Annotated in this window: 29 protein-coding genes and 1 tRNA gene; 15 read left to right on the top strand and 15 right to left on the bottom strand. The window is 64.6% G+C overall.

Annotated elements, in window-relative coordinates; genetic code table 11:
• Positions 1 to 106: 106 nt before the first annotated feature.
• Complete coding sequence (locus E3O25_RS15930; RefSeq protein ID WP_092106554.1) at positions 107 to 844, bottom strand: flavodoxin family protein; 738 nt, start codon at positions 842 to 844, stop codon at positions 107 to 109.
• 150 nt (positions 845 to 994) lie between these two features.
• Here E3O25_RS15930 and E3O25_RS15925 point away from each other — a divergent pair.
• Both E3O25_RS15925 and E3O25_RS15920 read left to right on the top strand, forming a co-directional pair.
• Positions 995 to 1,067: transfer RNA gene (locus E3O25_RS15925), tRNA-Arg, on the top strand.
• 102 nt (positions 1,068 to 1,169) lie between these two features.
• A complete protein-coding gene (locus E3O25_RS15920) occupies positions 1,170 to 2,633 on the top strand; it encodes a cryptochrome/photolyase family protein (RefSeq protein ID WP_092106507.1) in 1,464 nt (487 codons plus the stop codon).
• Positions 2,634 to 2,639: 6 nt separating this feature from the next.
• Here E3O25_RS15920 and E3O25_RS15915 read toward each other — a convergent pair whose 3' ends face one another.
• The 4 genes from E3O25_RS15915 to upp all read right to left on the bottom strand — a co-directional run bounded on the left by E3O25_RS15915 (position 2,640) and on the right by upp (position 6,256).
• Positions 2,640 to 3,338 (bottom strand): SDR family oxidoreductase, encoded by a 699-nt coding sequence (locus E3O25_RS15915; RefSeq protein WP_092106505.1) that lies wholly within the window; start codon positions 3,336 to 3,338, stop codon positions 2,640 to 2,642.
• Between the two features lie 253 nt (positions 3,339 to 3,591).
• Complete coding sequence (locus E3O25_RS15910; RefSeq protein ID WP_092106823.1) at positions 3,592 to 3,990, bottom strand: MarR family winged helix-turn-helix transcriptional regulator; 399 nt, start codon at positions 3,988 to 3,990, stop codon at positions 3,592 to 3,594.
• A gap of 404 nt (positions 3,991 to 4,394) precedes the next feature.
• Positions 4,395 to 5,099 (bottom strand): winged helix-turn-helix domain-containing protein, encoded by a 705-nt coding sequence (locus E3O25_RS15905; RefSeq protein WP_092106503.1) that lies wholly within the window; start codon positions 5,097 to 5,099, stop codon positions 4,395 to 4,397.
• A 524-nt stretch (positions 5,100 to 5,623) separates the two neighbouring features.
• On the bottom strand, positions 5,624 to 6,256 hold the full coding sequence (gene upp / locus E3O25_RS15900; RefSeq protein WP_092106501.1) for a uracil phosphoribosyltransferase: 633 nt from the start codon (positions 6,254 to 6,256) through the stop codon (positions 5,624 to 5,626).
• A 44-nt stretch (positions 6,257 to 6,300) separates the two neighbouring features.
• Between upp and tadA the strand changes: the two genes are divergently transcribed.
• The gene (gene tadA / locus E3O25_RS15895) at positions 6,301 to 6,768 is read left to right on the top strand and encodes a tRNA adenosine(34) deaminase TadA (protein ID WP_206750223.1); all 468 of its coding nucleotides are present in this window, start codon (positions 6,301 to 6,303) and stop codon (positions 6,766 to 6,768) included.
• Positions 6,769 to 6,771: 3 nt separating this feature from the next.
• Here tadA and E3O25_RS15890 read toward each other — a convergent pair whose 3' ends face one another.
• The gene (locus E3O25_RS15890; RefSeq protein WP_092106497.1) at positions 6,772 to 7,734 is read right to left on the bottom strand and encodes a cation diffusion facilitator family transporter; all 963 of its coding nucleotides are present in this window, start codon (positions 7,732 to 7,734) and stop codon (positions 6,772 to 6,774) included.
• Positions 7,735 to 7,826: 92 nt separating this feature from the next.
• Here E3O25_RS15890 and proC point away from each other — a divergent pair, with 92 nt between their 5' ends.
• The gene (gene proC, locus E3O25_RS15885) at positions 7,827 to 8,675 is read left to right on the top strand and encodes a pyrroline-5-carboxylate reductase (protein ID WP_092106495.1); all 849 of its coding nucleotides are present in this window, start codon (positions 7,827 to 7,829) and stop codon (positions 8,673 to 8,675) included.
• Positions 8,676 to 8,699: 24 nt separating this feature from the next.
• Here the strand turns inward: proC and E3O25_RS15880 are convergent, their stop codons facing one another.
• The 3 genes from E3O25_RS15880 to E3O25_RS15870 all read right to left on the bottom strand — a co-directional run bounded on the left by E3O25_RS15880 (position 8,700) and on the right by E3O25_RS15870 (position 12,339).
• On the bottom strand, positions 8,700 to 10,076 hold the full coding sequence (locus E3O25_RS15880) for a cobalamin biosynthesis protein CobQ (RefSeq protein WP_134361615.1): 1,377 nt from the start codon (positions 10,074 to 10,076) through the stop codon (positions 8,700 to 8,702).
• A gap of 114 nt (positions 10,077 to 10,190) precedes the next feature.
• Positions 10,191 to 10,862, bottom strand: coding sequence for a TrkA family potassium uptake protein (locus E3O25_RS15875; RefSeq protein ID WP_092106491.1), 672 nt, complete (start codon positions 10,860 to 10,862; stop codon positions 10,191 to 10,193).
• Entirely contained in the window at positions 10,855 to 12,339 is a 1,485-nt protein-coding gene (locus E3O25_RS15870; protein ID WP_092106489.1) for a TrkH family potassium uptake protein, read from the bottom strand. Before E3O25_RS15870 ends, E3O25_RS15875 begins: the two co-directional genes overlap by 8 nt.
• Positions 12,340 to 12,389: 50 nt before the next feature.
• Here E3O25_RS15870 and E3O25_RS15865 point away from each other — a divergent pair, with 50 nt between their 5' ends.
• The 4 genes from E3O25_RS15865 (at position 12,390) to E3O25_RS15850 (ending at position 13,703) form a co-directional block, all read left to right on the top strand.
• A complete protein-coding gene (locus tag E3O25_RS15865) occupies positions 12,390 to 12,836 on the top strand; it encodes a helix-turn-helix transcriptional regulator (protein ID WP_092106487.1) in 447 nt (148 codons plus the stop codon).
• Positions 12,837 to 12,945: 109 nt separating this feature from the next.
• A complete protein-coding gene (locus E3O25_RS15860) occupies positions 12,946 to 13,044 on the top strand; it encodes a 30S ribosomal protein bS22 (protein ID WP_003792170.1) in 99 nt (32 codons plus the stop codon).
• A 93-nt stretch (positions 13,045 to 13,137) separates the two neighbouring features.
• The gene (locus tag E3O25_RS15855) at positions 13,138 to 13,407 is read left to right on the top strand and encodes a glutaredoxin family protein (RefSeq protein WP_092106485.1); all 270 of its coding nucleotides are present in this window, start codon (positions 13,138 to 13,140) and stop codon (positions 13,405 to 13,407) included.
• On the top strand, positions 13,404 to 13,703 hold the full coding sequence (locus E3O25_RS15850; protein WP_092106483.1) for a Dabb family protein: 300 nt from the start codon (positions 13,404 to 13,406) through the stop codon (positions 13,701 to 13,703). Before E3O25_RS15855 ends, E3O25_RS15850 begins: the two co-directional genes overlap by 4 nt.
• Before the next feature lie 80 nt (positions 13,704 to 13,783).
• On the opposite strand, the gene E3O25_RS17050 is transcribed toward E3O25_RS15850, so the two are convergent.
• On the bottom strand, positions 13,784 to 13,921 hold the full coding sequence (locus tag E3O25_RS17050; protein ID WP_166787771.1) for a hypothetical protein: 138 nt from the start codon (positions 13,919 to 13,921) through the stop codon (positions 13,784 to 13,786).
• 364 nt (positions 13,922 to 14,285) lie between these two features.
• Here E3O25_RS17050 and E3O25_RS15845 point away from each other — a divergent pair, with 364 nt between their 5' ends.
• Complete coding sequence (locus E3O25_RS15845; protein WP_092106481.1) at positions 14,286 to 14,780, top strand: nitroreductase/quinone reductase family protein; 495 nt, start codon at positions 14,286 to 14,288, stop codon at positions 14,778 to 14,780.
• A gap of 64 nt (positions 14,781 to 14,844) precedes the next feature.
• On the opposite strand, the gene aspS is transcribed toward E3O25_RS15845, so the two are convergent.
• Positions 14,845 to 16,173 carry an aspartate--tRNA(Asn) ligase gene (aspS, locus tag E3O25_RS15840; protein ID WP_166787770.1) on the bottom strand — a complete coding sequence of 443 codons (1,329 nt, stop codon included), beginning with the start codon at positions 16,171 to 16,173 and terminating at the stop codon, positions 14,845 to 14,847.
• A 76-nt stretch (positions 16,174 to 16,249) separates the two neighbouring features.
• Between aspS and E3O25_RS15835 the strand changes: the two genes are divergently transcribed.
• From E3O25_RS15835 to ccsB, 5 genes are read left to right on the top strand one after another with little or no spacing between them, the layout of a single operon-like run.
• On the top strand, positions 16,250 to 16,894 hold the full coding sequence (locus E3O25_RS15835) for a histidine phosphatase family protein (RefSeq protein WP_092106477.1): 645 nt from the start codon (positions 16,250 to 16,252) through the stop codon (positions 16,892 to 16,894).
• Positions 16,891 to 17,505, top strand: coding sequence for a TlpA disulfide reductase family protein (locus E3O25_RS15830; protein ID WP_134361614.1), 615 nt, complete (start codon positions 16,891 to 16,893; stop codon positions 17,503 to 17,505). The genes E3O25_RS15835 and E3O25_RS15830 overlap by 4 nt, the downstream gene beginning before the upstream one ends.
• Complete coding sequence (locus E3O25_RS15825) at positions 17,502 to 18,263, top strand: cytochrome c biogenesis CcdA family protein (protein WP_134361613.1); 762 nt, start codon at positions 17,502 to 17,504, stop codon at positions 18,261 to 18,263. Before E3O25_RS15830 ends, E3O25_RS15825 begins: the two co-directional genes overlap by 4 nt.
• The gene (locus tag E3O25_RS15820; RefSeq protein ID WP_092106471.1) at positions 18,247 to 19,959 is read left to right on the top strand and encodes a cytochrome c biogenesis protein ResB; all 1,713 of its coding nucleotides are present in this window, start codon (positions 18,247 to 18,249) and stop codon (positions 19,957 to 19,959) included. The genes E3O25_RS15825 and E3O25_RS15820 overlap by 17 nt, the downstream gene beginning before the upstream one ends.
• Before the next feature lie 46 nt (positions 19,960 to 20,005).
• The gene (gene ccsB / locus E3O25_RS15815) at positions 20,006 to 21,022 is read left to right on the top strand and encodes a c-type cytochrome biogenesis protein CcsB (protein WP_134361696.1); all 1,017 of its coding nucleotides are present in this window, start codon (positions 20,006 to 20,008) and stop codon (positions 21,020 to 21,022) included.
• Positions 21,023 to 21,100: 78 nt separating this feature from the next.
• On the opposite strand, the gene E3O25_RS15810 is transcribed toward ccsB, so the two are convergent.
• The 4 genes from E3O25_RS15810 to E3O25_RS15795 form a co-directional block, all read right to left on the bottom strand.
• Complete coding sequence (locus E3O25_RS15810; protein ID WP_241983974.1) at positions 21,101 to 22,105, bottom strand: o-succinylbenzoate synthase; 1,005 nt, start codon at positions 22,103 to 22,105, stop codon at positions 21,101 to 21,103.
• A 61-nt stretch (positions 22,106 to 22,166) separates the two neighbouring features.
• On the bottom strand, positions 22,167 to 22,421 hold the full coding sequence (locus E3O25_RS15805) for a hypothetical protein (protein WP_092106469.1): 255 nt from the start codon (positions 22,419 to 22,421) through the stop codon (positions 22,167 to 22,169).
• Positions 22,418 to 22,753 (bottom strand): ATP-dependent DNA ligase, encoded by a 336-nt coding sequence (locus E3O25_RS15800; protein ID WP_092106467.1) that lies wholly within the window; start codon positions 22,751 to 22,753, stop codon positions 22,418 to 22,420. The genes E3O25_RS15805 and E3O25_RS15800 overlap by 4 nt, the downstream gene beginning before the upstream one ends.
• 39 nt (positions 22,754 to 22,792) lie before the next feature.
• Positions 22,793 to 23,770, bottom strand: a complete 978-nt coding sequence (locus E3O25_RS15795) for an RNA polymerase sigma factor RpoD/SigA (protein WP_134361612.1) — start codon at positions 23,768 to 23,770, stop codon at positions 22,793 to 22,795.
• Between the two features lie 211 nt (positions 23,771 to 23,981).
• On the opposite strand from E3O25_RS15795, the gene E3O25_RS15790 reads away from it, so the two are divergent.
• Positions 23,982 to 24,893: a 1,4-dihydroxy-2-naphthoyl-CoA synthase gene (locus tag E3O25_RS15790; protein WP_134361611.1), complete on the top strand. Its 912-nt coding sequence runs from the start codon at positions 23,982 to 23,984 to the stop codon at positions 24,891 to 24,893.
• The last annotated feature ends 7 nt before the right edge of the window (positions 24,894 to 24,900 follow it).

Raw genomic sequence — 24,900 nt, 5'->3', positions numbered from 1 at the left:
CGTCGAGTGCGCCCGGCGCGGGCAAGGGCGGCGCGAAGGAAGACTCGGACGAAAGTGTTTGGAGTACCACTGGGTTCCCCGATCTGTCGAATCGAGCTCCGGATTGCTACCGATATTCCGGGTTCGGCTCAAACCCGAAGTGTTCGCCGCGGTCCCAGTCCTGGCGCAGGTTGCCAAAGGCCGGAATGCCCCCGTTCTTCTTCAGGATCGAGGCGAGGTGCATGAGATTCCAGCTCATGAAGGTCGTATTGCGATTGGTGAAGTCGTTCTGTGGGCCGCCCGACCCCTCGTCGAGGTAACTCGGGCCCGGTCCGATTTCGCCGATCCAGCCGGAATCGGCGGCGGGTGGAATCGAATAGCCGATGTGTTGCAGGCTGTAGAGCAGGTTTGATGTGCAGTGCTTCACGCCGTCTTCGTTGCCGGTGATGATGGCCCCGCCGACCTTACCGTAGAAGATGTATTGGCCCTTGTCGTTGAATTCACCCGAGTGGGCGTAGAGGCGTTCCACGATGCGTTTGGTCACCGAGCCGTTGTCGCCGAGCCAGATCGGTCCGGCCAACACGAGGATATCGGCGGCCTGCACCGTCGTGAACAGCGACGGCCAGGCATCCGTTGACCAGCCGTGTTCGGTCATGTCGGGGTAGACCCCGGTGGCGATGTCGTGGTCGATGGCGCGAATGAGCTCGACTTGCACTCCCTGTTCCCGCATGATCCGGGCGCTGAGATCAACGATTCCCTGGGTGTTGCTGATCTCAGGACTGCGTTTGAGGGTGCAGTTGATGAAGACGGCGCGCAGGCCGGAGTAGTCGTAGGATTCTCGTTCGGCACCACTCGTCGCATTCATCTGGTTAGTAAATCACCCGACTGCAAGCGATAACAGGGGTTGATTTTGACGGCGTCGGCGCGATCGAGCAGGGCTGGGGCGCGAAGGGCCTCCGATAGCTGGTATAGTTTTCAAGTTGTCTCCGGGCGTTACAGTTCGCGGGATTGACATGCGCTCGTAGCTCAACGGATAGAGCATCTGACTACGGATCAGAAGGTTGGGGGTTCGAATCCCTTCGGGCGCACAGGTTTAGCCCCGTTCGACCTAGCGTCGAGCGGGGCTTTTTTATGCCCACCCTCTTGCCGGCCTCCGGACGGGCACAGGCCGCGTCCATAGACTCGGTGGCATGCCTCCTTCACGCTTTCTCTTCGCCGATCAGCTCGGCCCGCACTACGACGACGGCGGGCCGATCGTGCTGGTCGAGGCGACGGCCGTGCTGGGGCGACGCACTTATCATCGGGCCAAAGCCCACCTCATTCTGAGCGCCCTCCGCCATCGCGCGCGGGAGCTGGGTGATCGCGTCGAGTTGCTGCACGCCGAGCACTACCGGGATGTGCTCAAGGGTCGAGATCTCGAGGTGGTCAATCCCACCTCGTGGGGTGCGCGGGCGCTGGTAGCCGAACTCGGGGCATCCGTTCTGCCGAGTCGGGGCTTCGTCACCAGCGAGCAGGATTTCGCCCACTGGGCCGACGGCCGGCCAGCATCACGTCTCGTGATGGAGCAGTTCTACCGACACGTGCGCACGAGCACGGGAATCCTCATGCGCGGCCCGGAGCCGGAGGGCGGGCGCTTCAACTTCGATCACGACAACCGGCAGCCGCCCCCGAAAAATGCCGTCGGTCTCGGCCTGCCCGATCCGTGGGCTCCCGTCGAAGACGACATCGACGAGCAGGTGCGCCGAGACCTCGACCGTCTCGTCGCCGAGGGGCGAGTGCACTTGATCGGAGCGGATGGCCCGCGCCGGTTCGCCGCCACCCGAGCGGAAGCACTCGCGGCGCTTCACGATTTCATCGAGACGCGGCTGTCGGACTTCGGGCCGTTCGAGGACGCCTCGCTGATCGGGGACAGCACGATGGCCCACTCGCGGCTGAGCGTTCCGCTCAACCTGGGCCTGCTGCATCCGCAGGAAGTCATCGACGCGGTCGTGGAGGCTTACCACTCCGGCCAGGCGCCGCTGGCCAGCACCGAAGCCGTGGTGCGCCAGGTCATGGGCTGGCGGGATTGGGTCTGGCACCTGTATTGGCACCTCGGCGAGAACTACGTTGCGGAGAGCAACTTTCTCGCCGCCCACGAACCGCTTCCGCCGGCCTTCCTGGAGTTGAACGGTGATGCCGTCGAAGCGCGGTGCCTGAGCCACGTGCTCGATGAGGTCTCTCGCACCGGGTGGGCGCATCACATTCAGCGGCTGATGATTCTGGGCAATTGGTCGTTGCAGCGCGGGTACGAGCCGTCGGCACTGTCGGATTGGTTCATCAATGCCTTCGTCGACGGAACGCCGTGGGTCATGCCGGCCAACGTCGTTGGCATGTCGCAGCACGCCGACGGCGGAATCGTCGCGACCAAGCCGTATGCGTCCGGTGGTGCTTACATCTCGAAGATGACCGATTTCTGCGGGAGCTGCCGGTTCAATCCCAAGATCCGGCTGGGGCCGGAGGCCTGCCCGTTCACCGCCGGGTACTGGGCATTCCTCGATCGGGTGGAGCCGCGCATCCGCGGCAATCACCGCATGGCCCAACCGCTCGCCGGCCTGCGGCGTCTCGTGGACCGCGACGCGGTCGTCGCTCAGGAGCGCGAGCGCACCAACTGGTAGCGCGTGCTACGACGTGAAGGCGGTGCTCGGCAGGTCGCGCTCGCCGGCGACGATCGCGTCGACAACGCGACGGGCCACATCCGCTGGGCTGAAGCCGGCCGGCAGTCGCGGGGTGGAACCCTGGATCGGTCGTGTGGCGAGTCCGGTTTCGGTGTGGCCGGGACGGGCATCGAGAAAGCGGATGCCGTCCCGACGCAGTTCACGTCCCGCCGCTTTCGCAAATGCGGCGAGTGCGGCCTTCGAGGCCGAATAGGCCGCCATGTTCGCCGTCGGACTCTCACTGACGACTCCGCTGAGCGTCAGGAAGAACGGGTCACGGTGACTGCCGGAGGACTCAGCCAGGGCGGGATAGGCGGCGCGGAGTAAACGCATCGGCGCAGTGGCGTTCACGGTCATCAGCGTGTCGATTGTGTCGTCTGAAACCTCCGCCATCGGTCCGAAGGCCACGACTCCAGCCGCGTTGACAACGCCGTCGAGGCGCCCGTGCGCGTTGAGGGACGCGGCCACGAGCTGGGCGGCCGTCTCCGGCTCAAGCAGATCTCCGGTGACCCGCGCTGCTGCGATACCCAGACTTGCCAAGCGCTCGGGGGTGCGTCCGTGCAGGGTGAGCAGGGCGCCCTCCGCGCTGAGAATCTGTGCGATTTCGCGGCCCAGACCCCCGGTGGCGCCGACGACGAGGATGGAGGAACCGGCGAGAGAAGTCATACCTTCAGCGTAGGCGGGATGCTGTGTGGTTGCGCAAGATTAGGCTTTCCACCCCCAAGCTGGGCTAACATCGGCAGATGTGAGTAAAATTCACTAGTTTGCATTCGTTCTGATTTGCACAATCCGATACGTGCTTGTGCCTGAGTTTCTCACCGGGCAATGTTCGGGCGCCCGGTGAGGAAGGCATTCCTGCGAGGGACTGCCTCGGTGGGGCGAGGGGTAGGGCCCTCGTTCCATCGCCCCATCCCCGGGGTCACTCGGGGGGCGCTGAACCGTCGCCTGGGCAATCAACGCGCAGCTTGTCACAGAGTGCTGTCAGCTGTTCCAGCTCGGTCTCGCTGAGGGTTTCGCCGATGCGCGCGGCGATTGAACCCATGTGGTCGACGGCCACCCGCCGAAACAAGGCCAGCCCGGCATCCGTGAGCTCGACGATGGCACCGCGCCCGTCGGTCGGGTCGGTGTGTTTGTGCAGGTATCCGCGCGAGACGAGCCGGTCCACGAGGCGGCTCACGCTCGGTTGGGTCAGCAGCACGTGTTGGTTGAGTTCACGCAAGCGGATGCGCCGGTCCGGCTGCCGAGACAGGTTGAACATCACGTCGTATTCGTTGAGTGAGATTTCCTTGGAGGGAAAATTCGCTGCCAGACTGCGCATGATGGCCACCTGGGCCCGAAACAGGGATTCCCACGCGCCCACCGCGATCGTTCGATCCACCACCTGCGGCTCCTCGCCTCGTTCACCACGTCGTTCTCCAAGGATAGAGACTTGGGGAGGCCGGCGGGCACCGGACGTGCTGTGGGTGCTGCATCCGCTTGAGTGGGAAACGGTCAGGTGCTTGGCATGAAACTCGCAGGTGATTTTCTGGACGAAAGGTGGCGCCCGTTACCTATTCGTTATATGTTTTAGGTGCGTCAACCGTTTGCTGTGGCGGACGACGTGAAATGTGATTGCAGGACACTCTTGGTGCAAGGGAAGAGGGTCAGTCGTAGCCTCTGCGACTGGCCCTCAATCACGTTAAGCGGCCCTGCACCTACCGGCGTCACACCGGCACGAATGGTTTAGAACAGGTCGGGGCTCGGCGTGGTCGACTGGCGAATCGCGACGTCGGCGTGACGGTCGAAGCGGTAGCCGACGCCGCGCACGGTACGCACGATGTCTTCGTATCGGCCGAGCTTGGAGCGCAGACGACGAACGTGTACGTCGATGGTGCGTTCGTTCGGGGTGTCTTCATCGTCGGCGGAGTTCCACAGGGAGGCAATGATCTCGGCACGGTCGATCGTGCGGCCCTCACGCAGCACCAGGTACTGCAGCAGCTCGAACTCCTTGTAGGTCAGCGCGGCCGTCTCGTTGTCGAGAATGACGCGCTTGCGGGAGATGTCCACGACGACGCCGCTGCGGGCGCGGTCCGGTTCCTCCGGCTCAGTGCGGTGCGCAGCCAGAGCGGCCGGGTCCTGCAGGGCCAGTCGCACGACGTCCACGTCACGGCCGCCGGCGCCCTCGGGGGCCAGGGCGACGGCGGCGTACGTTTCGGCCGAGGGGGCGAGGTCGGCGGCGAGGGCCTTGAGCGCCTCCACGATGCGATTCAGGCTTGTACCGGCTGCGGCCGCCTTGGCCTCGTCGATGCCGACGTAGAGCACGAAGCCGCGGGCCTCGGTGCCGGTCGGTACGGCGCGAATTCGGGGAGCGGCAACCGGCGGAGCCAGGGTGAGATCCGGGCGGTTGAACGGGGTAGGGCGGGTGGCGTGGATGTGTGCGAGAGACATGGGGGTCCTTGACTGTTTGATCGAAGGGAGCCCGACGGGAGCGCGAAAGCGCGATGTTCGTCGTAGAAGCTCCGGATGGCCCGCAGGGCCGGAGGTCGAGTGCTTCAAACAAGCACTCGGGGCGTCGGCCTGACCGTTCAGAGGTAAGTCAGGCAGGGACGCGGAGAAAAGTCTCGGTTAGCGGCACATTCGGCAACAGCGGATGGCGGGAGTGCCGGCCATCAGCATGGCGGCAGTCCCGGGGGCCTCGAGGGAGGTCAGGGGGCGTGCGCTGGTTGTCATAACTGCGAGTAAAGCGGAATGTGACGCTGTGTGTCAATTCGATGTCGCGGTATGTCTCCGGATGACGCGCATCACGTTCGCGCGGCCACGCCCATTTAGGCGATTCCAAGCACAATCACGTTTTTGTGAAATATTCCGTACTGAATTCGGCTGTTGTCAAAGATTATTGATCTGAACCCGGCCTGGCGTGTCGTCGGTCGCAGAACCTGCGTGCGCCCGGCCGGGCTGGGTGGGTCCGGCCGTCAGACCAACCCGTACAGGCGGTCTCCGGCGTCGCCGAGGCCGGGCACGATGTAGCCCTGCTCGTTGAGTTTCTCGTCGACGGCGCCCAGCACAATGGTCACTTCTCGGCCGGCCAGGGCTTTCTCGACGGCGGCGAGGCCTTCCGGCGCGGCCAGGATGCAGATGGCCGTCACGTCGACCGCGCCGCGGTCGAACAGAAAGTTGATGGCGGCGATGAGCGAACCGCCGGTGGCAAGCATCGGGTCGAGCACGAAGCACTGCCGATCTGAGAGATCATCGGGCAGTCGTTCGGCGTAGGTCGTGGGCTGCAGCGTCTCTTCGTTGCGCGCCATGCCCAGAAATCCGACCTCGGCGGTCGGCAGCAGCTTGACCATGCCCTCGAGCATGCCGAGGCCGGCGCGCAGAATCGGTACGACGAGCGGCTTCGGGTCGCTGATGCGCACACCCTGCGCGGCCGACACCGGCGTCTGTACGGTGACCGCCTCGACGCGCACGCCGCGCGTGCCCTCGTAGGCGAGCAACGTCATGAGCTCTTCGACGAGCGATCTGAACAGCGGCGACGGCGTGTCCTTATCGCGAAGCACGGTGAGCTTGTGCGTGATGAGCGGGTGGTCGGCAACATGGACTCGCATAGGCTCAATTCTACTAGAGGCACTCCTACGGTTTGAGGTGACAGATGCGCGCTCGAGATCAGCACACCGAGTGGATGCTGCTCGCCCTGGCCGAGGCGCGCGCGGCCTTGATCTCCGACGACGTTCCCGTCGGCGCCGTCATCGTCGATGCTGCGGGCACGGTGATCGGCCGAGGCCGGAACGAGCGGGAACTGCATCAGGACCCCACCCTGCACGCCGAGGTCGTCGCCATTCGGCAGGCCGCTGCACACACCGGCGACTGGCACCTGACCGGCGCCACCCTGATCGTGACGCTCGAGCCCTGCGTCATGTGCGCCGGTGCCATTCTCGCCGCACGGCTGCCCACCGTCGTGTTCGGCGCCTGGGATGAGAAAGCCGGAGCGGCCGGAAGCGTTTACGACGTGCTGCGAGACCGCCGACTCAACCACCGCGTCGAGGTGTTCGCCGGGGTCAACGAGACCGAGTGCGGGGCGATCCTGCGCGCGTTCTTCGAGGATCCCGCGCGGCGCTGACTCCTATTCGAGTCCTTTGATCACGAAGGTGTCGGTTGGCGGATTGGCCAGGTTCGGGTCGAAGAAGATATCGGGCTCGAGATAGATCGTGCGCGCGAGCGGCACCGCGGTGCGAATGCGGCTTTCGACGGCATCGATGTCGGCGGCGATGTCGGCAAAGCGGTGCTCGCCGTCGAAGGCGAGCTTGGCGCCGACCAGAATTTCATCCGGGCCCAGGTAGAGCGTCTTGAGATGAATGATGCGTTTGGTCTCCGGGCCGTCGAGAATAGCCGCTTTGATCGCGTCGAGGTCCTTCTTGCTGGCACCCTCGCCCACCAGCAGACTCTTGGTCTCGATGCCGAGAATGATCGCGACGAGCACGAGCAGTGCGCCAATGAAGAGCGTTCCGATGGCGTCCCAGATCGGCTCACCGGTGATGACGGTCAGGCCGACACCCACGAAAGCGAAGGCGAGGCCGGTGAGGGCCGCGACGTCTTCGAGCAGCACGACCGGCAACTCGGGCGCCTTGGCGTGGCGGATGAACTGCACCCAGGACTCGTTACCGCGCACATGATTCGATTCCTTGATCGCGGTGCGCAGAGAGAAGCTTTCGAGCACCATGGCGATAGCGAGCACCAGAATCGGCAGCCAGGCATTCTCTAACGGATGCGGGTGCTGCAGCTTATCGAAGCCCTCATAGAGCGAGAAGACACCGCCGATCGAGAACAAGATGATCGACACCACGAAGGCGTAGACGTAACGTTCCCGCCCATAGCCGAACGGATGCTCCAGGTCGGCCCGCTTCTTTGACTTGCGACCGCCCAGCAGCAGGAGCAGCTGATTGCCGGCATCCGCTACCGAGTGCACCCCCTCGGCGAGCATGGAGGAGGAACCGGAAAAGGCCCAGGCTACGAACTTGGTGACGGCGATGCCCAGATTGGCCGTGAATGCCGCGACGATTGCCTTGTTCCCACCCGATGCGCTCATAAAATCATCTTAGAACTGCACGCAGGATCACCGACGCACGCCTCCGGCGCACCGTTTCGGGCACCCGCGGCGCAGAAAAGTAGACTGGTCTAATGACTTCTCCCCAGAATGTGACTCTGCCCACGATCGCCTTCCTCGGCGCCGGCTCCATGGCCCGCGCCATTCTGGCCGGTCTGCAGAAGCCCGGCGTGACCGTGAACGGCGGCATTCGTGTCACCAATCGCACCGCGGCGAAGGCCGCTGAGCTGGCCGGCACCGAGGGCGTCACCGCCTACGCCACCGAGGTCGACGCCTTCGCCAACGTCAAAGCCGTCGATGGCGCCCAGATCGTCATCATCGCGGTCAAGCCCTACATGGTCGCTGATCTGCTCGCCGAAATCGGCGCCTCCCTCGCGCCCGGTACGCTCGTGTTGAGCGTCGCGGCCGGAGTTACGATCGATACCTTCGAGTCCCTGCTGCCCGACTCGGTGCACGTCATTCGCACCATGCCCAACACTCCGGCCATCGTGGGCATGGCCGTCACCGGCATCAGCGCCGGCACCCGGTCGAGCGAGGCGGACCTCACGCTCGCTAGCGCCCTGTTCGCCACCGTCGGCGACGTACTGGTCGTTCCGGAGAGCAAGCTCGACGCCCTCAGTACCATCTCCGGCTCCGGCCCGGCCTACGTGTTCTACCTCATCGAACAGCTCACCGAAACGGCTATCAGTAAGGGCTTCACCCCCGAAGAGGCCGCGGTCATGGTCAACGGCACCTTCCTCGGCGCGAGCGCGCTCCTGGCTGTGTCCGACAAGTCGCCGAGCGAACTGCGCCGTCAGGTCACCAGCCCGGCCGGCACGACAGAGCGGGCCGTGGGGGAACTGGAAAAGGGCGGTCTGAAGGAGCTGTTCGACACCGCAACGGATGCCGCCCTCGCGCGCGCCAGGGAACTCGCCGCCTCCTAGAACGGGCCCAGAACGCTGCGCGCGCTACAGCCCTTCGGCGATAGCGGCCGTCGCCTGCAGCCACGCGGCGCGGGTGCGCGGCGCCAGGGCGTCGATATTGAGCGGGCCGCCACCGACCAGTGAAGCGTCGTAGGGAACGTCGACGACCGTGCGGGTGAGCTGGCGAAAGTGGTCGTGCAGACGCTTGGAGAGCTGTTCGTCGGCGGTTTTCGACGGCGACGCGAGCACGGTCACCGCTTGGGCGACCTTGTCGGCGTGACCCTTTTGCCGCAGACCGTCGATCAGTGATGCCGCACCGTAGCCGGTGTCTTCGCGGATGGTCGACACGATCACCAGCTGGTCGGCGGTATCGACGGCCGCTTCCCAATTGCTGGCCCGCATGTTGTTGCCGGTGTCGATGACGAGCACCCGGTAGAAGCGGCTCAGCGTCGTGTGGAGTTTGCGAAAAGCGTCGTCGTCGATGCTCGCGGCACCCGCCGGATCGAGGTCGGAGGCGAGCGCGTCGAACTGGGCATCGCCCTGCGAACGCACATAGTTGTCGAGGTCGCCCACCCGGGAACGGGCATCGCCGAATCGGTCGAGGTCGCGCAGCAGGTCCACGGCCGTATTGGTGTGCCGGGCGGCCTGGGCGCGCACACCCAGGGTGCCCATGGTCTCGTTGTTGTCCCAGGCGAGGGTGTATCCGCCGCGGTAGATGCCGAACGTGGCCGCGATGAGCAGAGTCGCCGTCGTCTTGTGCGCTCCACCCTTGGGATTGAGCACCACGATCGTGCGTGGGCCGTTCAGGCTGCGCTGCACGGCCGCGATGGCGGTGCGCTGTGCGCGTTCAGCGGAACTCGGCGTTGGTGAGACCAGCCCGCCGCTGAGGCGTCGGAGCACGCCCTGCCAGCCCTGCTCGGCGGGTCCGGCGGGTGCCGGTGGCCGCGAGCTGAGAAAGTCGGCCAGGTTGGGCGCGACAGGAGCGGCGAACGTGGGCGCAGCATCCGCTGGGGGAGTGAGCAACGATTCGAACAGGGCACTTGTCGGCGCAGCGACGGGAGGCTGCACCAACGTGGCCGCCGGTGTCGGTGCGTGGGTCGGCGGCACAACCGGGGGTGGAAGGACGCCCGCCGTCGGCCGGCTCGGGAGCACGACCGGACCGGCCGACTCGACTCGTCCGTTGGGGTGCACGGTCAGCGGCCATTCGCCCTGCTCGTCACTGACCTGCAACAGAACGGATTGCCCGCGATTGCGAGCGGTTTCGACCACGAGGCCGATGATCTCCTCGCGAACGCCGGCTTCATCGGTGCCGGTGACGCGGTGCCTGGAGCCGTCAATGGTCACCTCGCCCGTCGTGTCGGTCTGAACTGCGGCGACGATGTCGGCCGTCGTATTGGTGAGAGCGGGCACGTCGGGTGACATGGGAGAGCCTTTCCGTCCACGCACACCTCGTCAGCGCGCAGCCACGGGTGAACTGCCTGAGAAATGTCCGTAGTAGGAGAATAGCCGGTCGAATCCCCCGAATAGGGGGGAGCGTTACGAACCGAGAGCTGCGAACCGTTCGATATCGGCCTCGGCGCCCGACACGATGATGAGGTCGTGGTTGGAAACGACGGTCTCCGCGGTCGCGTAGGTGAACGGCTGTCCGGGGCTCTTGACGCCGACGACGGTGACGTTGTACTTGCGGCGCACCGCAGAATCGACGAGGTTGAGTCCGCGAATCGCCTTGGGTGGGTACATCTTCACTAGGGCGAAGTCATCGTCGAACTCGATAAAGTCGAGCATGCGGCCTGACACCAGGTGGGCGACGCGCTCGCCGGCTTCCGCCTCGGGGTAGATGACGTGGTTGGCGCCGATACGTTCGAGAATCTTGCCATGAGACTTGGAGATCGCCTTGGCCCAGATCTGCTGAATCTTCAGGTCCACCAGATTGGCGACGATCAGCACGCTGGCTTCGACCGAGGAACCGGTCGCGCAGACGGCGATGGAGAAGTCCTGAGCGCCGATCTGTTGCAGAGCCTCGAGCGAGCGGGCATCCGCCTGAACGGCGTGGGTCACCCGCTCCGACCACTTCGAGACGAGCGCCTCGCTGGTGTCGACGACGAGTACCTCGCGGCCCAGCCGGTCGAGCTGACCGGCGGTGGCCGCGCCGAAGCGTCCAAGTCCGATGACGAGCACGGGGGCGTCGTGTTTGATGCGGTCAACCAACGATGGGTCTCTCTTCCGGGCGTTTGAACAATTGCCTGCTATGACTCGCGGCCAGTGCTGCCGCGAGAGTCACTGTACCAACGCGGCCCATGAACATGGTCGCCGCCATGACATAGACACCTTCCGGCGGTAGATCGCCGGTAAGCCCGGTCGACAACCCACAGGTCGCGAACGCGCTGATCACGTCGAACAGCACCAGGTCGAACGGTTGTTTCGAGATGTGCAGAATGAGGATGCTCGCAACGGCCACGGTGGTGGCCCCCCACAGTACGACGCTGACCGACAGGCGCAGAATATCGCTGGGAATGCGGCGACCGAAGGCCTCCATCTCCTGCTTGCCGCGGGCTTCAGCGAAGGCGGCGAGAAAGAGGATGGCCAGGGTTGTGACCTTGATACCGCCCGCGGTCGACGCTGACCCTCCTCCGATGAACATGAGCATGTCGCTGAGCAGCAAACTCGATCCGTTCAGATCGCTGATCTCGATCGTGGCGAAGCCGCCCGACCGGGTCATCACCGACATGAATAACGATTGAAAGATGGTATCGCCGGCATTGAGCGACCCGAACGTGTTCGGATTATCGAACTCGAGGACGATGTACAAGACCATGCCGAAGACCATCAGGGCCACCGTCGTCACGAGGGTGAGTTTCACGTGCACCGACCACCGACGCGGGCGGCGCCAGCCACGCGCGAAGGCGTAGATCACCGGAAAGCCGAGGCTGCCGAGAAACACGCCGATCATGAGAGCGCCGAGAAACCAGTAGTCGTCCGCGAACGGTGCGAGGCCACCGATGTTCGGGTTGAACCCGGTATTGGTGAAGGCCATTGCGGCGTAGTAGAAGCTGTGCCAGAAGGCTTCACCGAGAGGCACGCCGGCCTGCAGCATACGAGGAAAGAGCAGCCCTGCGACCGCGATCTCGATGACGATGGCGCTGATCGCGACGGTGAGCAACAGGCTGCCGACCTCGCCAAGCCGAACGGTCTGGCCCTCATTGACCGGCCCGGCGTGAATGCGCGAGGGATTGGAGTCGCTCGCCGCCATAAGTTTGGCGCGCAACCCGAGTCGGCGTGAGATGACGAGTCCCATCAGCGACGCGAGGGTGAGCACGCCGATGCCGCCGATATTGACGCCGACGAATACCAGAATGTTGCCGAACGGCGACCAGTGGGTGGCCATGTCAACCGTGGCCAGGCCGGTGACACAGATGACCGAGACGGCGGTGAACACGGCATCGTGCAGCGGCGTGATCGCACGATCCGCCGAGGCGATTGGCAGGGAGAACAACACGGTGAATACCATGATGAGCGCGGAGAACACCAGGATCGCGAACCGCGATGGCGACTTGTGGGCGAGCGAATCCACGCCATCCCGAACCCGCACCAAAAGGGAGACCGGGCGCGGAAAAAAATACTCGGTTCCACTTCGAGACAACACCTGGAACCCCCGATTGACCTGCGACCATTGCCAGTTTGACATGGTACTACCCGGCGGTGGTGATTAACCAGCAGTAATGACTACCCTGAGGTATGGCAGACATCTTCACCGTGGTGGCGGACTCGGCGCGACGGGACATCTTGCGCATCCTTTTAGAGCGTTACATACCCTCCGGTGAAACCCGCGGCGAACTGAGCGTGTCCGACATTGTCGGCCATCTCGGACTGAGCCAGCCCACCGTCTCGAAGCACCTCAAGGTGCTGCGCGAAGCCGGCCTGGTCACCGTGCGCGAAGACGGCCAGCACCGCTTCTACCGACTCGAATATGCTCCGCTCGAAGAGATTGAGGATTGGTTGATTCCCTTCCTCAGCGTCGACTTCGATCAGGCCGTCAAGGGCGCCGAGCCGGAGACCGACGCCGGTTTGAAAGACGAGCAGCGTGCGTTCGCCTCCGCCATCGGCAAGGCCTTCGCCGACGCCTCACAAATGTCGCATGTCGTCAAAGATGCCACCGCCAAAAAGTGGCGCAGAAACGGCTAGATCAGCCCCGATCCGGCGGCTGAGTAGTTGGAGCCGGTTTTGTCCGGTAGAATGGTGTTTTCGTGTCAGTCGCGGGCCCCGCGACTAAACCAATACTTGTGAGGTCCGTGTGGGTTCTGTAATTAAGAAGCGACGCAAGCGTATGGCGAAGAAGAAGCACCGCAAGCTGCTTCGCAAGACTCGCCACCAGCGTCGCAATAAGAAGTAGATCGTTCTATAAGCAAAGCGCTAGCCCTTCGGGACTGGCGCTTTTTGCTTTCCGGCGACCGGGCACCGGCACCGAACGTCGTAGGCTGGAACAATGGCCACCGCACACCTGACCCTGATCGGCAAGCCCGGTTGTCACCTCTGCGACGACGCACGTGACCTCGTCGGCAGTGTCGTCGCCAAGCTCGAAGGCGTCGCGGCAGCACCCACGATCACTTTCGAGGAACGTTCCATCCTCGATGACGCCGAACTGCACGAACGCTATCTTGAGGACATTCCGGTGCTCCTCATCAACGGCAAGGTGCATAATTACTGGCGCATCGACCCCGTGCGCCTGCGCAGTGCTCTACTGGAGGTCTCATGACCATTCGCCACATCGTCTGCTGGAAACTGAACGCTCTCACCCCGCGCAGAAAGGCTGACGACGCTGCGGGCATCGTGGCCGGCCTCGAGGCTCTTGTGGGCGTCGTTCCCGAAATTCGTGCGTTGACCGTGGGACCGGATGTTGCCGGTGATGACAACTGGGACGTCGCGCTGATCGCCGATTTCGACGACCTCGACGCGCTCGATCGCTACCAGAAGCACCCAGAGCACAAGAAGGTCGGCGCGTTCATTCGCACCGTTGTCGCCGACCGTCTCGCCGTCGACCTCAAGGTCTGACAGCGCCACCGAGCCGTGAGTTTCAGCTCAATTCTCGCGAAAAACGGGTCGAGACTCACGGGTCGGCGAGCTTCGGCGAACTAACGGAGGCGGGGGAGACGGCGCACGAGCAGCAGGAGCGCGCCAAAGCCCAGCACGATCAGGGCAGCGGATGCCGTACCTCCGGTCGTGACGCCGCCGCCGGCGATGGCCAGGAGTGTGTTGTCGCTGTCGATCACCCGGGGCGGCGCCTATGGACTCCAGCTGCGAGCCGCGAAGCCGGAGTCATCCTTCGTTTTCAGCGCCCCTACCTACTGCCATTCGCGGGATCTGCCCGTGGTTGGCGCGCCGTGTTCGCACATAGTCGCAAAAACGGCTTTAGCCACTGTCCCGAGGCGCGATTCGCCGGTAGGGTCGCAATCGGCGGGACGGATCCTGCCGAGCGACGCCGTACAGGTGATTCCGGCTGAGGGAGACAATGACCATGGGCGCTCGACCCGACACTCGACGTCTTCGCCGATGCCGCTCGCCTCAAACGGTCGCGATGGTGCCAGCGCCCGACTGTGAAGCCGTCGGTGCGGTATCCGCTCAGGAAGAGTCATCATGACCGCAGAGCGCAAGGCGCCGCTGCCTCCGCGATGGTTCATCAAGCTGGCGTGGAAGGTTCACCGTGGCCTGTACCGAGCAACAGGGGGACGCCGCGGCCTCTGGCCCGCCCGAGTCGACAAGTGGGGCACACTGCGCCTCACCACGATCGGGCGCCGCAGCGGTCAGGAGCGACCGGTAATCGTCGGCTACCTCGACGATGGGCCGAACCTGGTGACCATGGCGATGAACGGGTGGGGTGAGGGGGAACCAGCCTGGTGGCTCAACCTGCAGGCTCACCCGGAGGCCGACGTTCAACTCGCTCACGGTCCCCGTCGGGTGGTCGCGCACGCTGCGACCGGCGCCGAGCGCGATCGGCTGTGGGACCGTTGGCGCACCCTCGACAAAGAACTCGATAACTTTGCGCGTCGCCGGTCAATGGAGACGGCCGTGGTGGTGCTCGTCCCCGCAACGAAAAGTGCAGCTGCCGAGCCAGATCGCCGCAAGCCGTGAGTTTGCCGGCGAAAAACAAGCCAAAACTCACGGCTCGGTGAGCCCTGAAGTTTGCCCTAAAGGCTTAAGGCTCGAGGCGCGTGGGGCCGCGGAAGAGGTAGGTGACCTCCCGAATCGAGGCCTGGTGCAGCATGAGCATCAGCACGCGGGCGAGGCCCATGCCGAAACCGCCGTGGCTGGGTACGCCGTAGCGGAAGAAGTCGAGGTAGCCCCCGATCTCCTTCGGGTCGAGACCCTTTTCGATCGCCTGGGCTTCGAGCACCTCGATGCGGTGCTCGCGCTGGGCGCCGGTGGAGATCTCGGTGCCGTTGAAGATGAGGTCGTAGCTCTTGGTGATCGACGCGTCGCCCTCGTGACGCATGTGGTAAAACGGGCGGATGCTCGAGGCGTAGTCGGTGAGGAACACGAATTCGTGCCCATACTTCTCGGCCACGTAGGCGGCGATCTGACGCTCGCCCTCCGGGTCCATGTCGTCGTCGTCGCGGGGAACCTCGTAGCCGCGGCTCTTCACGATCTCCTTGGCTTCGGCGAGCGGGATGCGCGGGAACGGCGTGCTCGGAACGGTCACCTCAACGTCGAACAGGGCCTTGACCTCGTCGCCGTGCTTCGCTTTGACCGCGGTGAAGCCGGCGACCATGAGATCTTCGTGCAGCGCCATGACGTCGTCATGGCTGTCGATCCAGCTGATCTCCGAGTCAATACTGGTGAACTCGGTGGCGTGGCGGCTCGTGAACGAGGGGTCGGCGCGGAACGCCGGGCCCACCTCGAAGATCTTGCCGAAACCGGCCGACTGGGCCATCTGCTTGAAGAACTGTGGGCTCTGCGCGAGGTACGCCTTGGTGTCGAAATAGCCCACCTCGAACAGTTCGGCGCGCGACTCGCTCGCACTGGCCATGAGCTTGGGGGTGTGCAGCTCGATGAAGTCGTGCTCGATCCAGTACGTGCGCAGCGCGTGCTCGAACGTGGTCTGGATGCGGAAGATGAGGTTCTGCTTCGGGTTGCGCAGGTCGAGGAAGCGCCAGTCCATCCGCTTGTCGAGGCTCGAGTCGGCCGCGATCGGCGTCTCGGGAATGGCAGCGGACACCACCTCGAGGGTGGCGAGCTTAATTTCGATGCCGCCGAGCTTCACTCGCTCGTCGTGTTTGAGCTGCCCGGTGACGGTCACGAAGGTGCCCTGGGCGAGGCCCGAGATGCTCGTGGCCGGCTCGTCGGCGACAACCTGGCCGTCGGCATCCGTGCTGCGGGGATTGACCAGCTGCACGGCACCGGATTCGTCGCGAAGCACGACGAATTGCACCTTTTTCTGGTCGCGCACCGTGTCGACCCAACCCGACACCGAAACGGTGCCGTCATCGAGAGCGGACAGGTTCTTGATCAATACGCGCGAAGTCACTATTCGAGTTTAGCCGGAGCTGTCGCGGGCCGCTCTCACGGCGGATTCTAGGCTGGCCCCTCCGTAGACTGGTCGGGTGGTAGCCAGTCAAGTGCATCTCGTGCGTCACGGTGAGGTTTTGAACCCCGATCGCGTGCTCTACGGACGGCTGCCGAACTATCGGCTCTCTGAGCGGGGCGTGCTCATGGCGGCCACCGCCGCCGAGGAACTGGTCGAACGCGGCCGCGCCGTCGTGCGCGTCATCGCGTCGCCGCTGCAACGCGCGCAGGAATCGGCCGCGCCGATCGCCGCGGCCTTCGCACTGTCGATCGACACCGACGAACGGCTCATCGAACCGACGAACGCGTTTGAAGGCAAGCGGATGCGCGGCCCTGACGGCGCGCTGCGCGACCCTCGCAACTGGCCGGCCCTGATCAACCCGCTCCGGCCGAGCTGGGGCGAACCGTTCCGCTCCGTCTCCACCCGCATGCTCGCGGCTATCGACGATGCCTGGAACTCGGTCGATGAGGGTGACGTTGTGCTGGTCAGCCACCAATTACCGATCTGGATGGTGCACCGCGCGCTGGTCCACGAACGCCTCGCCCACGATCCGCGGAAACGCCGCTGTGACCTGTCGAGCATCACCACGGTCTCCTGGCACGGCGACCACTTCGCTGAAACCGCCTATGCCAGTCCGGCACTGGCTCTTCTCGACCCGAGCAATGATGTGGGTGCTGTATGAAACGCCGTCTCTCTCCACTGATTGCCCTGGCTGCCGCTGCCTTTCTGCTCACCGGTTGCTCCTCCGACCCCCTCGCTGACCAGTACCGGGAAGGCTCGAGCAAGGGGTTCATCGCCGGCGACGGCAGTGTGACCGAGATCGCCCTCGCCGATCGTGGCGAGCCCATCGACTTCTCGGGCGTGACAGAGACGGGTGAGACCGTGTCGAGCACAGACAAGCTCGGTGAGGTTCTCGTCGTCAACTTCTGGTACGCGAGCTGCGCGCCGTGCCGTGCCGAGGCATCCGATCTGCAGAGCATCAACGCGCAGTTCGAGAACGAGGGCGCGAGCTTTCTCGGAGTGAACGTGCGTGACCAGGCCCCGAACGCCCTCGCCTTCAACGAGACCTACAGCGTTACCTACCCCTCGGTGCTCGACGTGGACACCGGCGCCATGCAGCTCGCCTTCAGCGGCAGCATTCCGCCCAACGCTGTGCCGACCACCCTCGTGCTCGACGCCGAAGGCCGGGTCGCGGCGCGCATCCTCGGCCAGCTCACCTCGCCGTCCATTTTGGAAACCCTGATTCGCGACACGATCGCGGAGAGCCCCACCGAGACCAGCAGCACCGAGTGAACAATCCCTTCGGAGAGATCGTCTTCAGCGGTCAGCTGCTCTTCGCTATCCCCATCGCCCTGCTCGCCGGCCTGGTGTCCTTCGCCTCCCCGTGCATCCTGCCGCTCGTACCCGGCTACCTCGCTTATATCGGCGGCTTCACCGACGGACGCACCGGCGCCTCGAAGCGGGATCGGCACGGTCGCACCCGGCTCCTCGCCGGGGTCGGCCTGTTCGTGCTCGGCTTCACCGTGGTGTTCGTACTCACCGGCGTGGTGTTCGGTGCCGCCGGATTCTGGCTCAACTCCTATCGCGACCTGATCACGCGGCTCGCCGGCATCGTTGTCATTCTGCTGGGCCTGGTCTTCGTCGGCCAGTTCGGCGCGATGCAGCGCACGATCAAAACCAACTGGCGTCCGAAAATGGGCCTGGCCGGCGCTCCCGTGCTCGGCGCGGTGTTCGCGGTGGGCTGGACCCCCTGCACCGGCCCGACCCTCACCGCCATTAACTCGCTCAGCCTCGGCACCGGTTCGCCCTGGCAGGGCGGACTGCTCGCGCTGTTCTACTCCCTCGGCCTCGGAATCCCGTTTCTGCTGATCGCGCTCGGCCTCAACTGGGCCACTGGGTCCATCGCATTCCTGAAACGGCATATACGTGCCATCAACCTGTTCGGCGGGGTTTTGCTCGTCGTCATCGGAGTACTCATGGTGAGCGGCATCTGGAACACCTGGCTCCTCGACCTGCAAGGGGTGATTGGCAGCTTTGTCCCGGCCATCTGACCACATCGATTCCCGCCCGCAAACGCCGCAGGCCGGCGTCGTGCAGCCCAAGCTCGGCATCACGGGCTGGTTGCGCTGGTTCTGGCGTCAGCTCACGAGCATGCGCACCGCCCTGTTCCTGCTGCTGATGCTCGCCATCGCCGCCATACCCGGATCGCTCGTGCCGCAACGCACGTCGGACCCGAACGGCGTCACCCAGTATTTTATCGACCACCCCGACCTGGCACCGGTGCTCGACACGGTGCAGGCCTTCGACGTGTACAGCTCGGCCTGGTTCTCGGCGATCTACCTGCTGCTGTTCATCTCACTCATCGGCTGCGTCATTCCGCGCACCAAGCACCACTTCCAGGCCCTGCGCGCCAAACCGCCGACCACCCCGGCACGCCTCGCCCGCCTGTCGGGTTTCACCACTCGCGACGCACCGGCCCACACGGATGCCGCCACCGCCATCACGCACGCCCGCACCCTGCTGAAATCCAGCGGCTACCGCGTCGCCCGCTTTGACGCAGCGAGCGAGTCATCCGTTTCAGCGGAGCGCGGCTACCTGCGCGAGACCGGCAACCTGCTCTTTCACGCCGCTCTCGTGGGCGTTCTGATCACCGTCGGCTTCGGCGGCGGTTACGGCTTCAGCGGCCAACGCGTGTTGGTCGAGGGCCAGACCTTTGTCAACACCCTGCTCGCCTACGACTCCTTCAATCCCGGGCGGTTCTTCGACGACGCCACCCTCGACCCGTACACCCTGAACCTGGACGACTTCGCTGTCTCCTACGAACAGCAAAACCTACAGGCCTACGGGCAGCCGATCGACTTCACCGCCGACGTGACCGTCACCCCCAAGGGTGGCGCCGCCGACCCCGGCGTCGTCAAGGTGAACGCACCGCTGCGCACGAACGGCACCAACATCTACCTGCTCGGCAACGGGTACGCGCCGACCATCACGGTCACCGCCCCCGACGGCACCGTCGTGTTCTCCGACTCGGTGCCGTTCTTGCCGCAGGACGCCAACTTGACCTCACTGGGCATCGTGAAAGTTCCCGACGGCCTGGCCGAGCAGCTCGGCATGATCGGCTTCTTCTACCCGACCCAGGACAAAATGGCCTCCGGCGCCAATTTCTCCAGCTATCCCGATCTGGAATACCCGTTGCTCACCCTCAACGTCTACACCGGTGATCTCGGACTCGATGACGGTGTACCGACCTCCGTGTATGCCCTCACCACCGACACCCTGACGCAGCAGACCGGCGGCGCCACCGGCGTCGACTCGATCGAGCTCAAGCCGGGCGCATCGGCCGAGCTGCCGAACGGGCTCGGCACCGTCAGCTTCGTCGACAACGACCCGGCCGCCTCCGCCGCCGGCGATTTCTCCCAGTCAGTTTCGCGCTTCGCGAGCTTCGACATTCACCACGACCCCACCCAGGTCTGGCTGATCTCGTTCTCCGCGCTCGTTCTGTTCGGCCTGTTCACCGGACTACTCGTGCCGCGTCGCCGGGTCTGGGTGAAAGCCAGCACCCGCCCCGACGGCAGCGTGCACCTCGAATACGCCGGCCTCGCCCGTGGTGACGACCCGGCCCTCGAAGCCGCCGTCACCGCCATGGCCGACCGTCACCTCAAACTGTTGAAGACCCACCAACCCGTCGTCGCCACCCCCGAATCGCCCCGAAGAGATGACCTAGGCTTACATCGTGAATCTGACTGATCCCGCACTGCTCAACTCGTACTCGCTCTACGCGCTGTACTCGGCGATGGCCGTCTACGCCCTCGCGTTCATCGCTTTCGCCGTTGACCTCGCCCGTCGCTCGAGCGCCGTCGACGCCATCGAGGCGGCCGACCTGGTCGAAGTGGATGCCGCACCCGCGTCCGGCGCCGCCGCATCCGCTGGCAGCACCCGTACCCTCGCGCGACCGGCCCTGAAACAGCCCGTGCTGCGCCGCATCAGCGCCCGCATGGACAACGATGCTGCCCTGCCTTATGGGCGGTCATCGAGCTTGCGCGTGGGAGTCGCCCTGACCGTGCTGGCCTGGGCGCTGCACCTCGCGGCCACCATCATGCGCGGCTTCGCAGCCGACCGGGTGCCGTGGGCGAACATGTACGAGTTCGCCATGACGGGCACCCTGCTCATCATGACGGTGTTCCTGATCGTGCTGATCCGGTCAGACCTGCGCTTTCTCGGCACCTTCGTCACCGGCCTCGTGCTCGTGCTGCTCGGGGTGGCCGCCCTGCAGTTCTACGTGGAAGTGGCCCCGTTGCCGCCGGCGCTGCAGTCGGCCTGGCTGGTCATCCACGTCTTCGTAGCGTCCCTGGCCACCGGAATGTTCGCGCTCGGCTTCGCGCTGTCGACCGTGCAGCTGCTGCAGTTCAGGCGGGAGAACCACGTACTCGAGGGAACGGCCGCGCCGCGCGGAGCCGTCTCATCCGCTCTTCGCTTGCGCTTCCTGGCCACGCTGCCGTCTTCAGCGACGCTGGAGAACCTGGCCTACCGCATCAACATCATCGGCTTCATTTTGTGGACCTTCACCCTCATGGCCGGCTCAATCTGGGCCGAACAGGCCTGGGGTCGTTACTGGGGCTGGGACACCAAAGAGGTGTGGACCTTCATCATCTGGGTCATCTACGCCGGCTACATTCACGCCCGCGCGACCCGCGGCTGGCGCGGATCACGCTCAGCCTGGCTCGCAATCATCGGATTCTCCGCCGTCATGTTCAACTTCGGCATCGTCAACGTGTTCTTCAAGGGACTGCACGCCTACTCCGGACTGTAACCCGCGCGAGAGCGGGAATAGCGTTGTTTCGACCGGGTTGAAGCAACAATTTTCCCGCTTTCGCGGTATGAACTTGCGCTAGGCACCGGCGACGAGCGCGTGGGTTCGAGCTAGGCGCGCGAGCCACCAGTCGCGGCGTTCCGGGCTGGCGGCGTGCTGCGTCAGCAGTGCCGCATCGGGAACGACCCGGCGCACAGGGACAGCCCCGTTGACCGGAAGCAGCGGTTCACGGGTCACGTCGTCGGCGAGCAGCGAGGCAGTGCCGAGGCCGCAGTCGAAATACAGTCCGGGAACGGATGCCGCGAGGTGGGCGCCCATGGACAGCCCGACCGAGGTGTCGAGGGCGCTGGAAACCACGACCGGCAGCCCGGTCTGGCCGATGATGGACAATGCGGCGCGGATGCCGCCGAGCGGCTGAGCCTTGATCACCAGGATGTCGGCAGCACCGGCTCTGGCGACGGCGAGCGGGTCGCCGCTCTTGCGCACGCTCTCGTCGGCGGCGATCGGCACGCTCAGGTAGGCGGTGCGGTGGCGAATCTCGGCGAGTTCGGGCACGGTCATGCAGGGCTGCTCGACATACTCGAGGTCGAAGGCGCTCAACGCGTGAATGGCGTGTTCGGCTTCGTCGACGTTCCACAGGCCGTTCGCATCGATGCGGATGCGTCCCTCAGGGCCGAGTACGCGGCGCACCTCGGCCACGCGGGCCACGTCGTCGGCGAGGGTCTGATCGGGGCTGGCCACCTTCACCTTGGCGGTTCGGCAGCCGGGAAAACGAGCGAGCACCTCAGCGACCTTGTGCGCGGGAACGGCCGGCACGGTGGCGTTGACCGCAATGCTTGTGCGCAGTGCGTGCGGAGTGGGTTGCCAACCGAAGTCGATGGCGGCCCGGAGCCAGTTCGCGGCCTCGGCATCGTCGTATTCACCGAACGGCGAGAACTCGGTCCACCCTTCGGGCCCCTCCAACAGCAGCGCTTCACGATTGTCCAACCCGCGAAACCGGTCGAACAGTTTCAGGGAGACAACGTGCGCGGAACCGAGAAGCTCTTCCAGGGGCGGGACCGTGGCATCCAGTGAGGTCATCATGGTTCCAGTGTGTCAGCCTCCGGCTGGGTAGACGGCCAGCGCCGCACTAATCCTCTTCGCCCTAGTCCTGCTCATACAATTCGTCGCCGTCATGGTCGTGGTCGACGCCGTTCGGTTTCACGTTGACCATGGCCACGGGAATGCCGGGGGCGATCAGTAGGTAGGCGTCTTCGAAACGACCCTCGCCGCTATTCACCCGCAACCAGAAGGGCAGGCCGACGGCGAGGGCCCCATCGATCTCGACCTGAATGGATTCGATGGAACGACCGCCGAGCGAATAGGGTTTGCCGCCGTAGACGATGTCGATTCGGTTCATAGTTCGTCCTTCGCGGAGCTGGATGGTGACGCCGGCGAGCGGGGTTCCGGAACGATCTGTAATCCGACGGAGGAATTGGCCGTGGCCATGAGTGCTTCGATCCAGTCCCGGTTGAGCGTGGGCGAACGACTGCCGAAGTATTTATAGGCGATGGAAATGCCGGGGTGCAACCAGATCGTGCTGCGCCCGTCCCCGGCCTGCGGGTCGTCGCGCCAGCTGAAATAGAACGATTCGCCGCGGCGCAGTTTGGCACCGATGACGACCTGGATATGAGCCAGGATGCGATCGTCGAAGTCCGCGGTGAGGGTCGAGTCGTAGGTCAGTTTTCCCATGTCTCGCTCCTGCTCGCGTGCAATCGATGTGGCTGGCGTTCAGTCCCGCAGGTAATGCTCCAACCTCGGTACGTGCAGCAGCGCCAGCGCACGCTTTTCAATCTGTCGCACCCGCTCCCTGGTGACTCCCTCAATGTGGGCGATCTGGTCGAGGGTGCGCGGCTCATTACCGTCGAGGCCGAACCGTGCCCGCAGGATGGAACGTTCCCGCGGTGGCAGGGTATCGAGAAAATAGCGGATGTCGGCGGCCCGCAGGGTCAGCGTGGCATGTTCGTCGGGCTGGGGAAGGTCATCGTCGATGATGAGCTCGGCCATGTCGCCGGCGCCGTCACCGACCGGGGTGTGCAGGGAAATCGGCTCGTTGTCGTATTGCAGCAGCCGAAGCACGTCTCGCACGGGAAGCTGGGCGGCTTCACCGATCTCGCGTGCCGTGGGATCACGGTCGAGCACGCTCGTGAGGTCGCGCCGGATGCGCTTGATCTTGTTGAGCTTCTCGGCGGTATGCACCGGGATGCGGATCATGCGCGACTTGTCGGCCATGCCGCGGTGGATGGCCTGTCGAATCCACCAGGTGGCGTAGGTCGAAAACTTGTAGCCGGTCATGAAGTCGTATTTCTCGACGGCACGGACGAGTCCCATATTGCCGTCCTGCACGAGGTCCATGATGGGCACGCCACGACCGGAATAGTGCTTGGCGATGCTCACAACCAAACGCAGGTTGGCTTCGATGAACTGGTTCTTGGCGCGGCGCCCGTCGTGCACCAGCCAGGCCAGCTCGCGCGCGTCGGCCGAATCCCGCGTGGCCGCGCCTTCGACCTTCAGTAGTCGAGCCTCGGCGAACAGCCCCACCTCGATGCGGCGAGCCAGGTCGACTTCCTGCTCGGCATTGAGCAGGCTCCCCTTGCCGATGCGCCGCAGGTAGTCTCCGAACGCATCCGTTGACGCGGCGTTGTAATTGCCCGGCACGGCGGCTCGGCGGGGCGATGCGGTGCGGGATTCCTGAACGGTGGTCGTCATGAGTGTGCGCCCCCGCAGTTGATCGTGCTGCCGTGTGTGGTTTTCATGGCGACCTCCCCGTACTTTCCAAGTCATTAGTACACCCCCGAACGGGGTGGATGGCAAGGGGTTGACTTCTTGCTTGGTCCACAGTACCTGAGGTTTTTTCGTCTTCTCAATCGTCTTTCTTATGAGTTGGAGACAGCGCCCCGGCCCCGCGTAGGCTGACAGCATGAGCGAACAGGTATCCGAAATCTTCGACGCAAGCCAATGGAAGGCCGTTGCGGGCTTCGAGAATCTCACCGATCTCACCTACCACCACGATCGCAGCGGTCGGATCGCCCGCATCGCGTTCGATCGGCCCGAAGTGCGCAATGCCTTCCGGCCCCGCACCGTCGATGAGTTGTTCGCGGCTCTGGACGACGCGCGCACCAACTCGAAGATCGGCGTCGTACTGCTCACCGGCAACGGGCCGAGCGCCAAAGACGGTGGCTGGGCCTTCTGTTCCGGCGGAGACCAGCGCATTCGGGGCCGCGACGGCTATAAGTACGCCGAGGGGGACACCGCGTCGGGTATCGACTCGGGGCGGGCGGGACGCCTGCATATTCTGGAAGTGCAGCGGCTCATCCGTTTCATGCCCAAGGTGGTCATCGCCGTCATACCCGGCTGGGCAGCAGGCGGGGGACACTCGCTGCACGTGGTCTGCGACCTGAGCATCGCGAGCGCCGAACACGGCAAATTCAAGCAAACGGATGCCGACGTCGGTTCCTTCGACGCCGGATACGGCAGCGCCTATTTTGCCCGCCAGGTCGGCCAGAAGGCCGCCCGCGAGGTGTTCTTTCTGGCACGGGAGTATTCGGCCCAGCGCGCCCTGGAGATGGGCGCGATCAACGCGGTCGTTCCGCATGCCGAGCTCGAGACGGTCGCGCTGGACTGGGCCCGCGAGATTTTGACCAAGTCGCCCACCGCCATTCGGATGCTCAAATTTGCTTTCAACGCTGTGGACGACGGCCTGGTCGGCCAGCAGGTGTTTGCCGGCGAGGCGACCCGGCTGGCCTACGGCACCGACGAGGCCGTCGAGGGGCGGGACTCGTTCCTGGAGAAGCGCGAACCCGACTGGTCGCCGTATCCCTGGCAGTACTGACGTGGGC

The organism is Cryobacterium sp. TMT1-3, from assembly GCF_004402315.1.
Lineage (GTDB): Bacteria > Actinomycetota > Actinomycetes > Actinomycetales > Microbacteriaceae > Cryobacterium > Cryobacterium luteum.
The sequence above is the reverse complement of the archived record's forward strand: the minus strand, read 5'-3'. Positions and strand labels throughout refer to the sequence as shown.

Bases quoted from the DNA above. Each gene is read 5' to 3' on its own strand.
- E3O25_RS15915 (WP_092106505.1), bottom strand. From the start codon at position 3,338: ATGACTTCTCTCGCCGGTTCCTCCATCCTCGTCGTCGGCGCCACCGGG.
- E3O25_RS15930 (WP_092106554.1), bottom strand. From the start codon at position 844: ATGAATGCGACGAGTGGTGCCGAACGAGAATCCTACGACTACTCCGGC.
- upp (WP_092106501.1), bottom strand. From the start codon at position 6,256: ATGCGAGTCCATGTTGCCGACCACCCGCTCATCACGCACAAGCTCACC.
- E3O25_RS15920 (WP_092106507.1), top strand. From the start codon at position 1,170: ATGCCTCCTTCACGCTTTCTCTTCGCCGATCAGCTCGGCCCGCACTAC.
- E3O25_RS15800 (WP_092106467.1), bottom strand. From the start codon at position 22,753: ATGGGAAAACTGACCTACGACTCGACCCTCACCGCGGACTTCGACGAT.
- tadA (WP_206750223.1), top strand. From the start codon at position 6,301: ATGCGCGCTCGAGATCAGCACACCGAGTGGATGCTGCTCGCCCTGGCC.
- E3O25_RS15910 (WP_092106823.1), bottom strand. From the start codon at position 3,990: ATGCGCAGTCTGGCAGCGAATTTTCCCTCCAAGGAAATCTCACTCAAC.
- E3O25_RS15810 (WP_241983974.1), bottom strand. From the start codon at position 22,105: ATGATGACCTCACTGGATGCCACGGTCCCGCCCCTGGAAGAGCTTCTC.
- E3O25_RS15845 (WP_092106481.1), top strand. From the start codon at position 14,286: ATGACCGCAGAGCGCAAGGCGCCGCTGCCTCCGCGATGGTTCATCAAG.
- E3O25_RS15795 (WP_134361612.1), bottom strand. From the start codon at position 23,770: ATGACGACCACCGTTCAGGAATCCCGCACCGCATCGCCCCGCCGAGCC.
- E3O25_RS15790 (WP_134361611.1), top strand. From the start codon at position 23,982: ATGAGCGAACAGGTATCCGAAATCTTCGACGCAAGCCAATGGAAGGCC.
- ccsB (WP_134361696.1), top strand. From the start codon at position 20,006: ATGGCCGTCTACGCCCTCGCGTTCATCGCTTTCGCCGTTGACCTCGCC.
- E3O25_RS15890 (WP_092106497.1), bottom strand. From the start codon at position 7,734: ATGAGCGCATCGGGTGGGAACAAGGCAATCGTCGCGGCATTCACGGCC.
- E3O25_RS15805 (WP_092106469.1), bottom strand. From the start codon at position 22,421: ATGAACCGAATCGACATCGTCTACGGCGGCAAACCCTATTCGCTCGGC.
- proC (WP_092106495.1), top strand. From the start codon at position 7,827: ATGACTTCTCCCCAGAATGTGACTCTGCCCACGATCGCCTTCCTCGGC.
- E3O25_RS15865 (WP_092106487.1), top strand. From the start codon at position 12,390: ATGGCAGACATCTTCACCGTGGTGGCGGACTCGGCGCGACGGGACATC.
- E3O25_RS15855 (WP_092106485.1), top strand. From the start codon at position 13,138: ATGGCCACCGCACACCTGACCCTGATCGGCAAGCCCGGTTGTCACCTC.
- E3O25_RS15880 (WP_134361615.1), bottom strand. From the start codon at position 10,076: ATGTCACCCGACGTGCCCGCTCTCACCAATACGACGGCCGACATCGTC.
- E3O25_RS15905 (WP_092106503.1), bottom strand. From the start codon at position 5,099: ATGTCTCTCGCACACATCCACGCCACCCGCCCTACCCCGTTCAACCGC.
- E3O25_RS15830 (WP_134361614.1), top strand. From the start codon at position 16,891: ATGAAACGCCGTCTCTCTCCACTGATTGCCCTGGCTGCCGCTGCCTTT.
- E3O25_RS15850 (WP_092106483.1), top strand. From the start codon at position 13,404: ATGACCATTCGCCACATCGTCTGCTGGAAACTGAACGCTCTCACCCCG.
- E3O25_RS15870 (WP_092106489.1), bottom strand. From the start codon at position 12,339: ATGTCAAACTGGCAATGGTCGCAGGTCAATCGGGGGTTCCAGGTGTTG.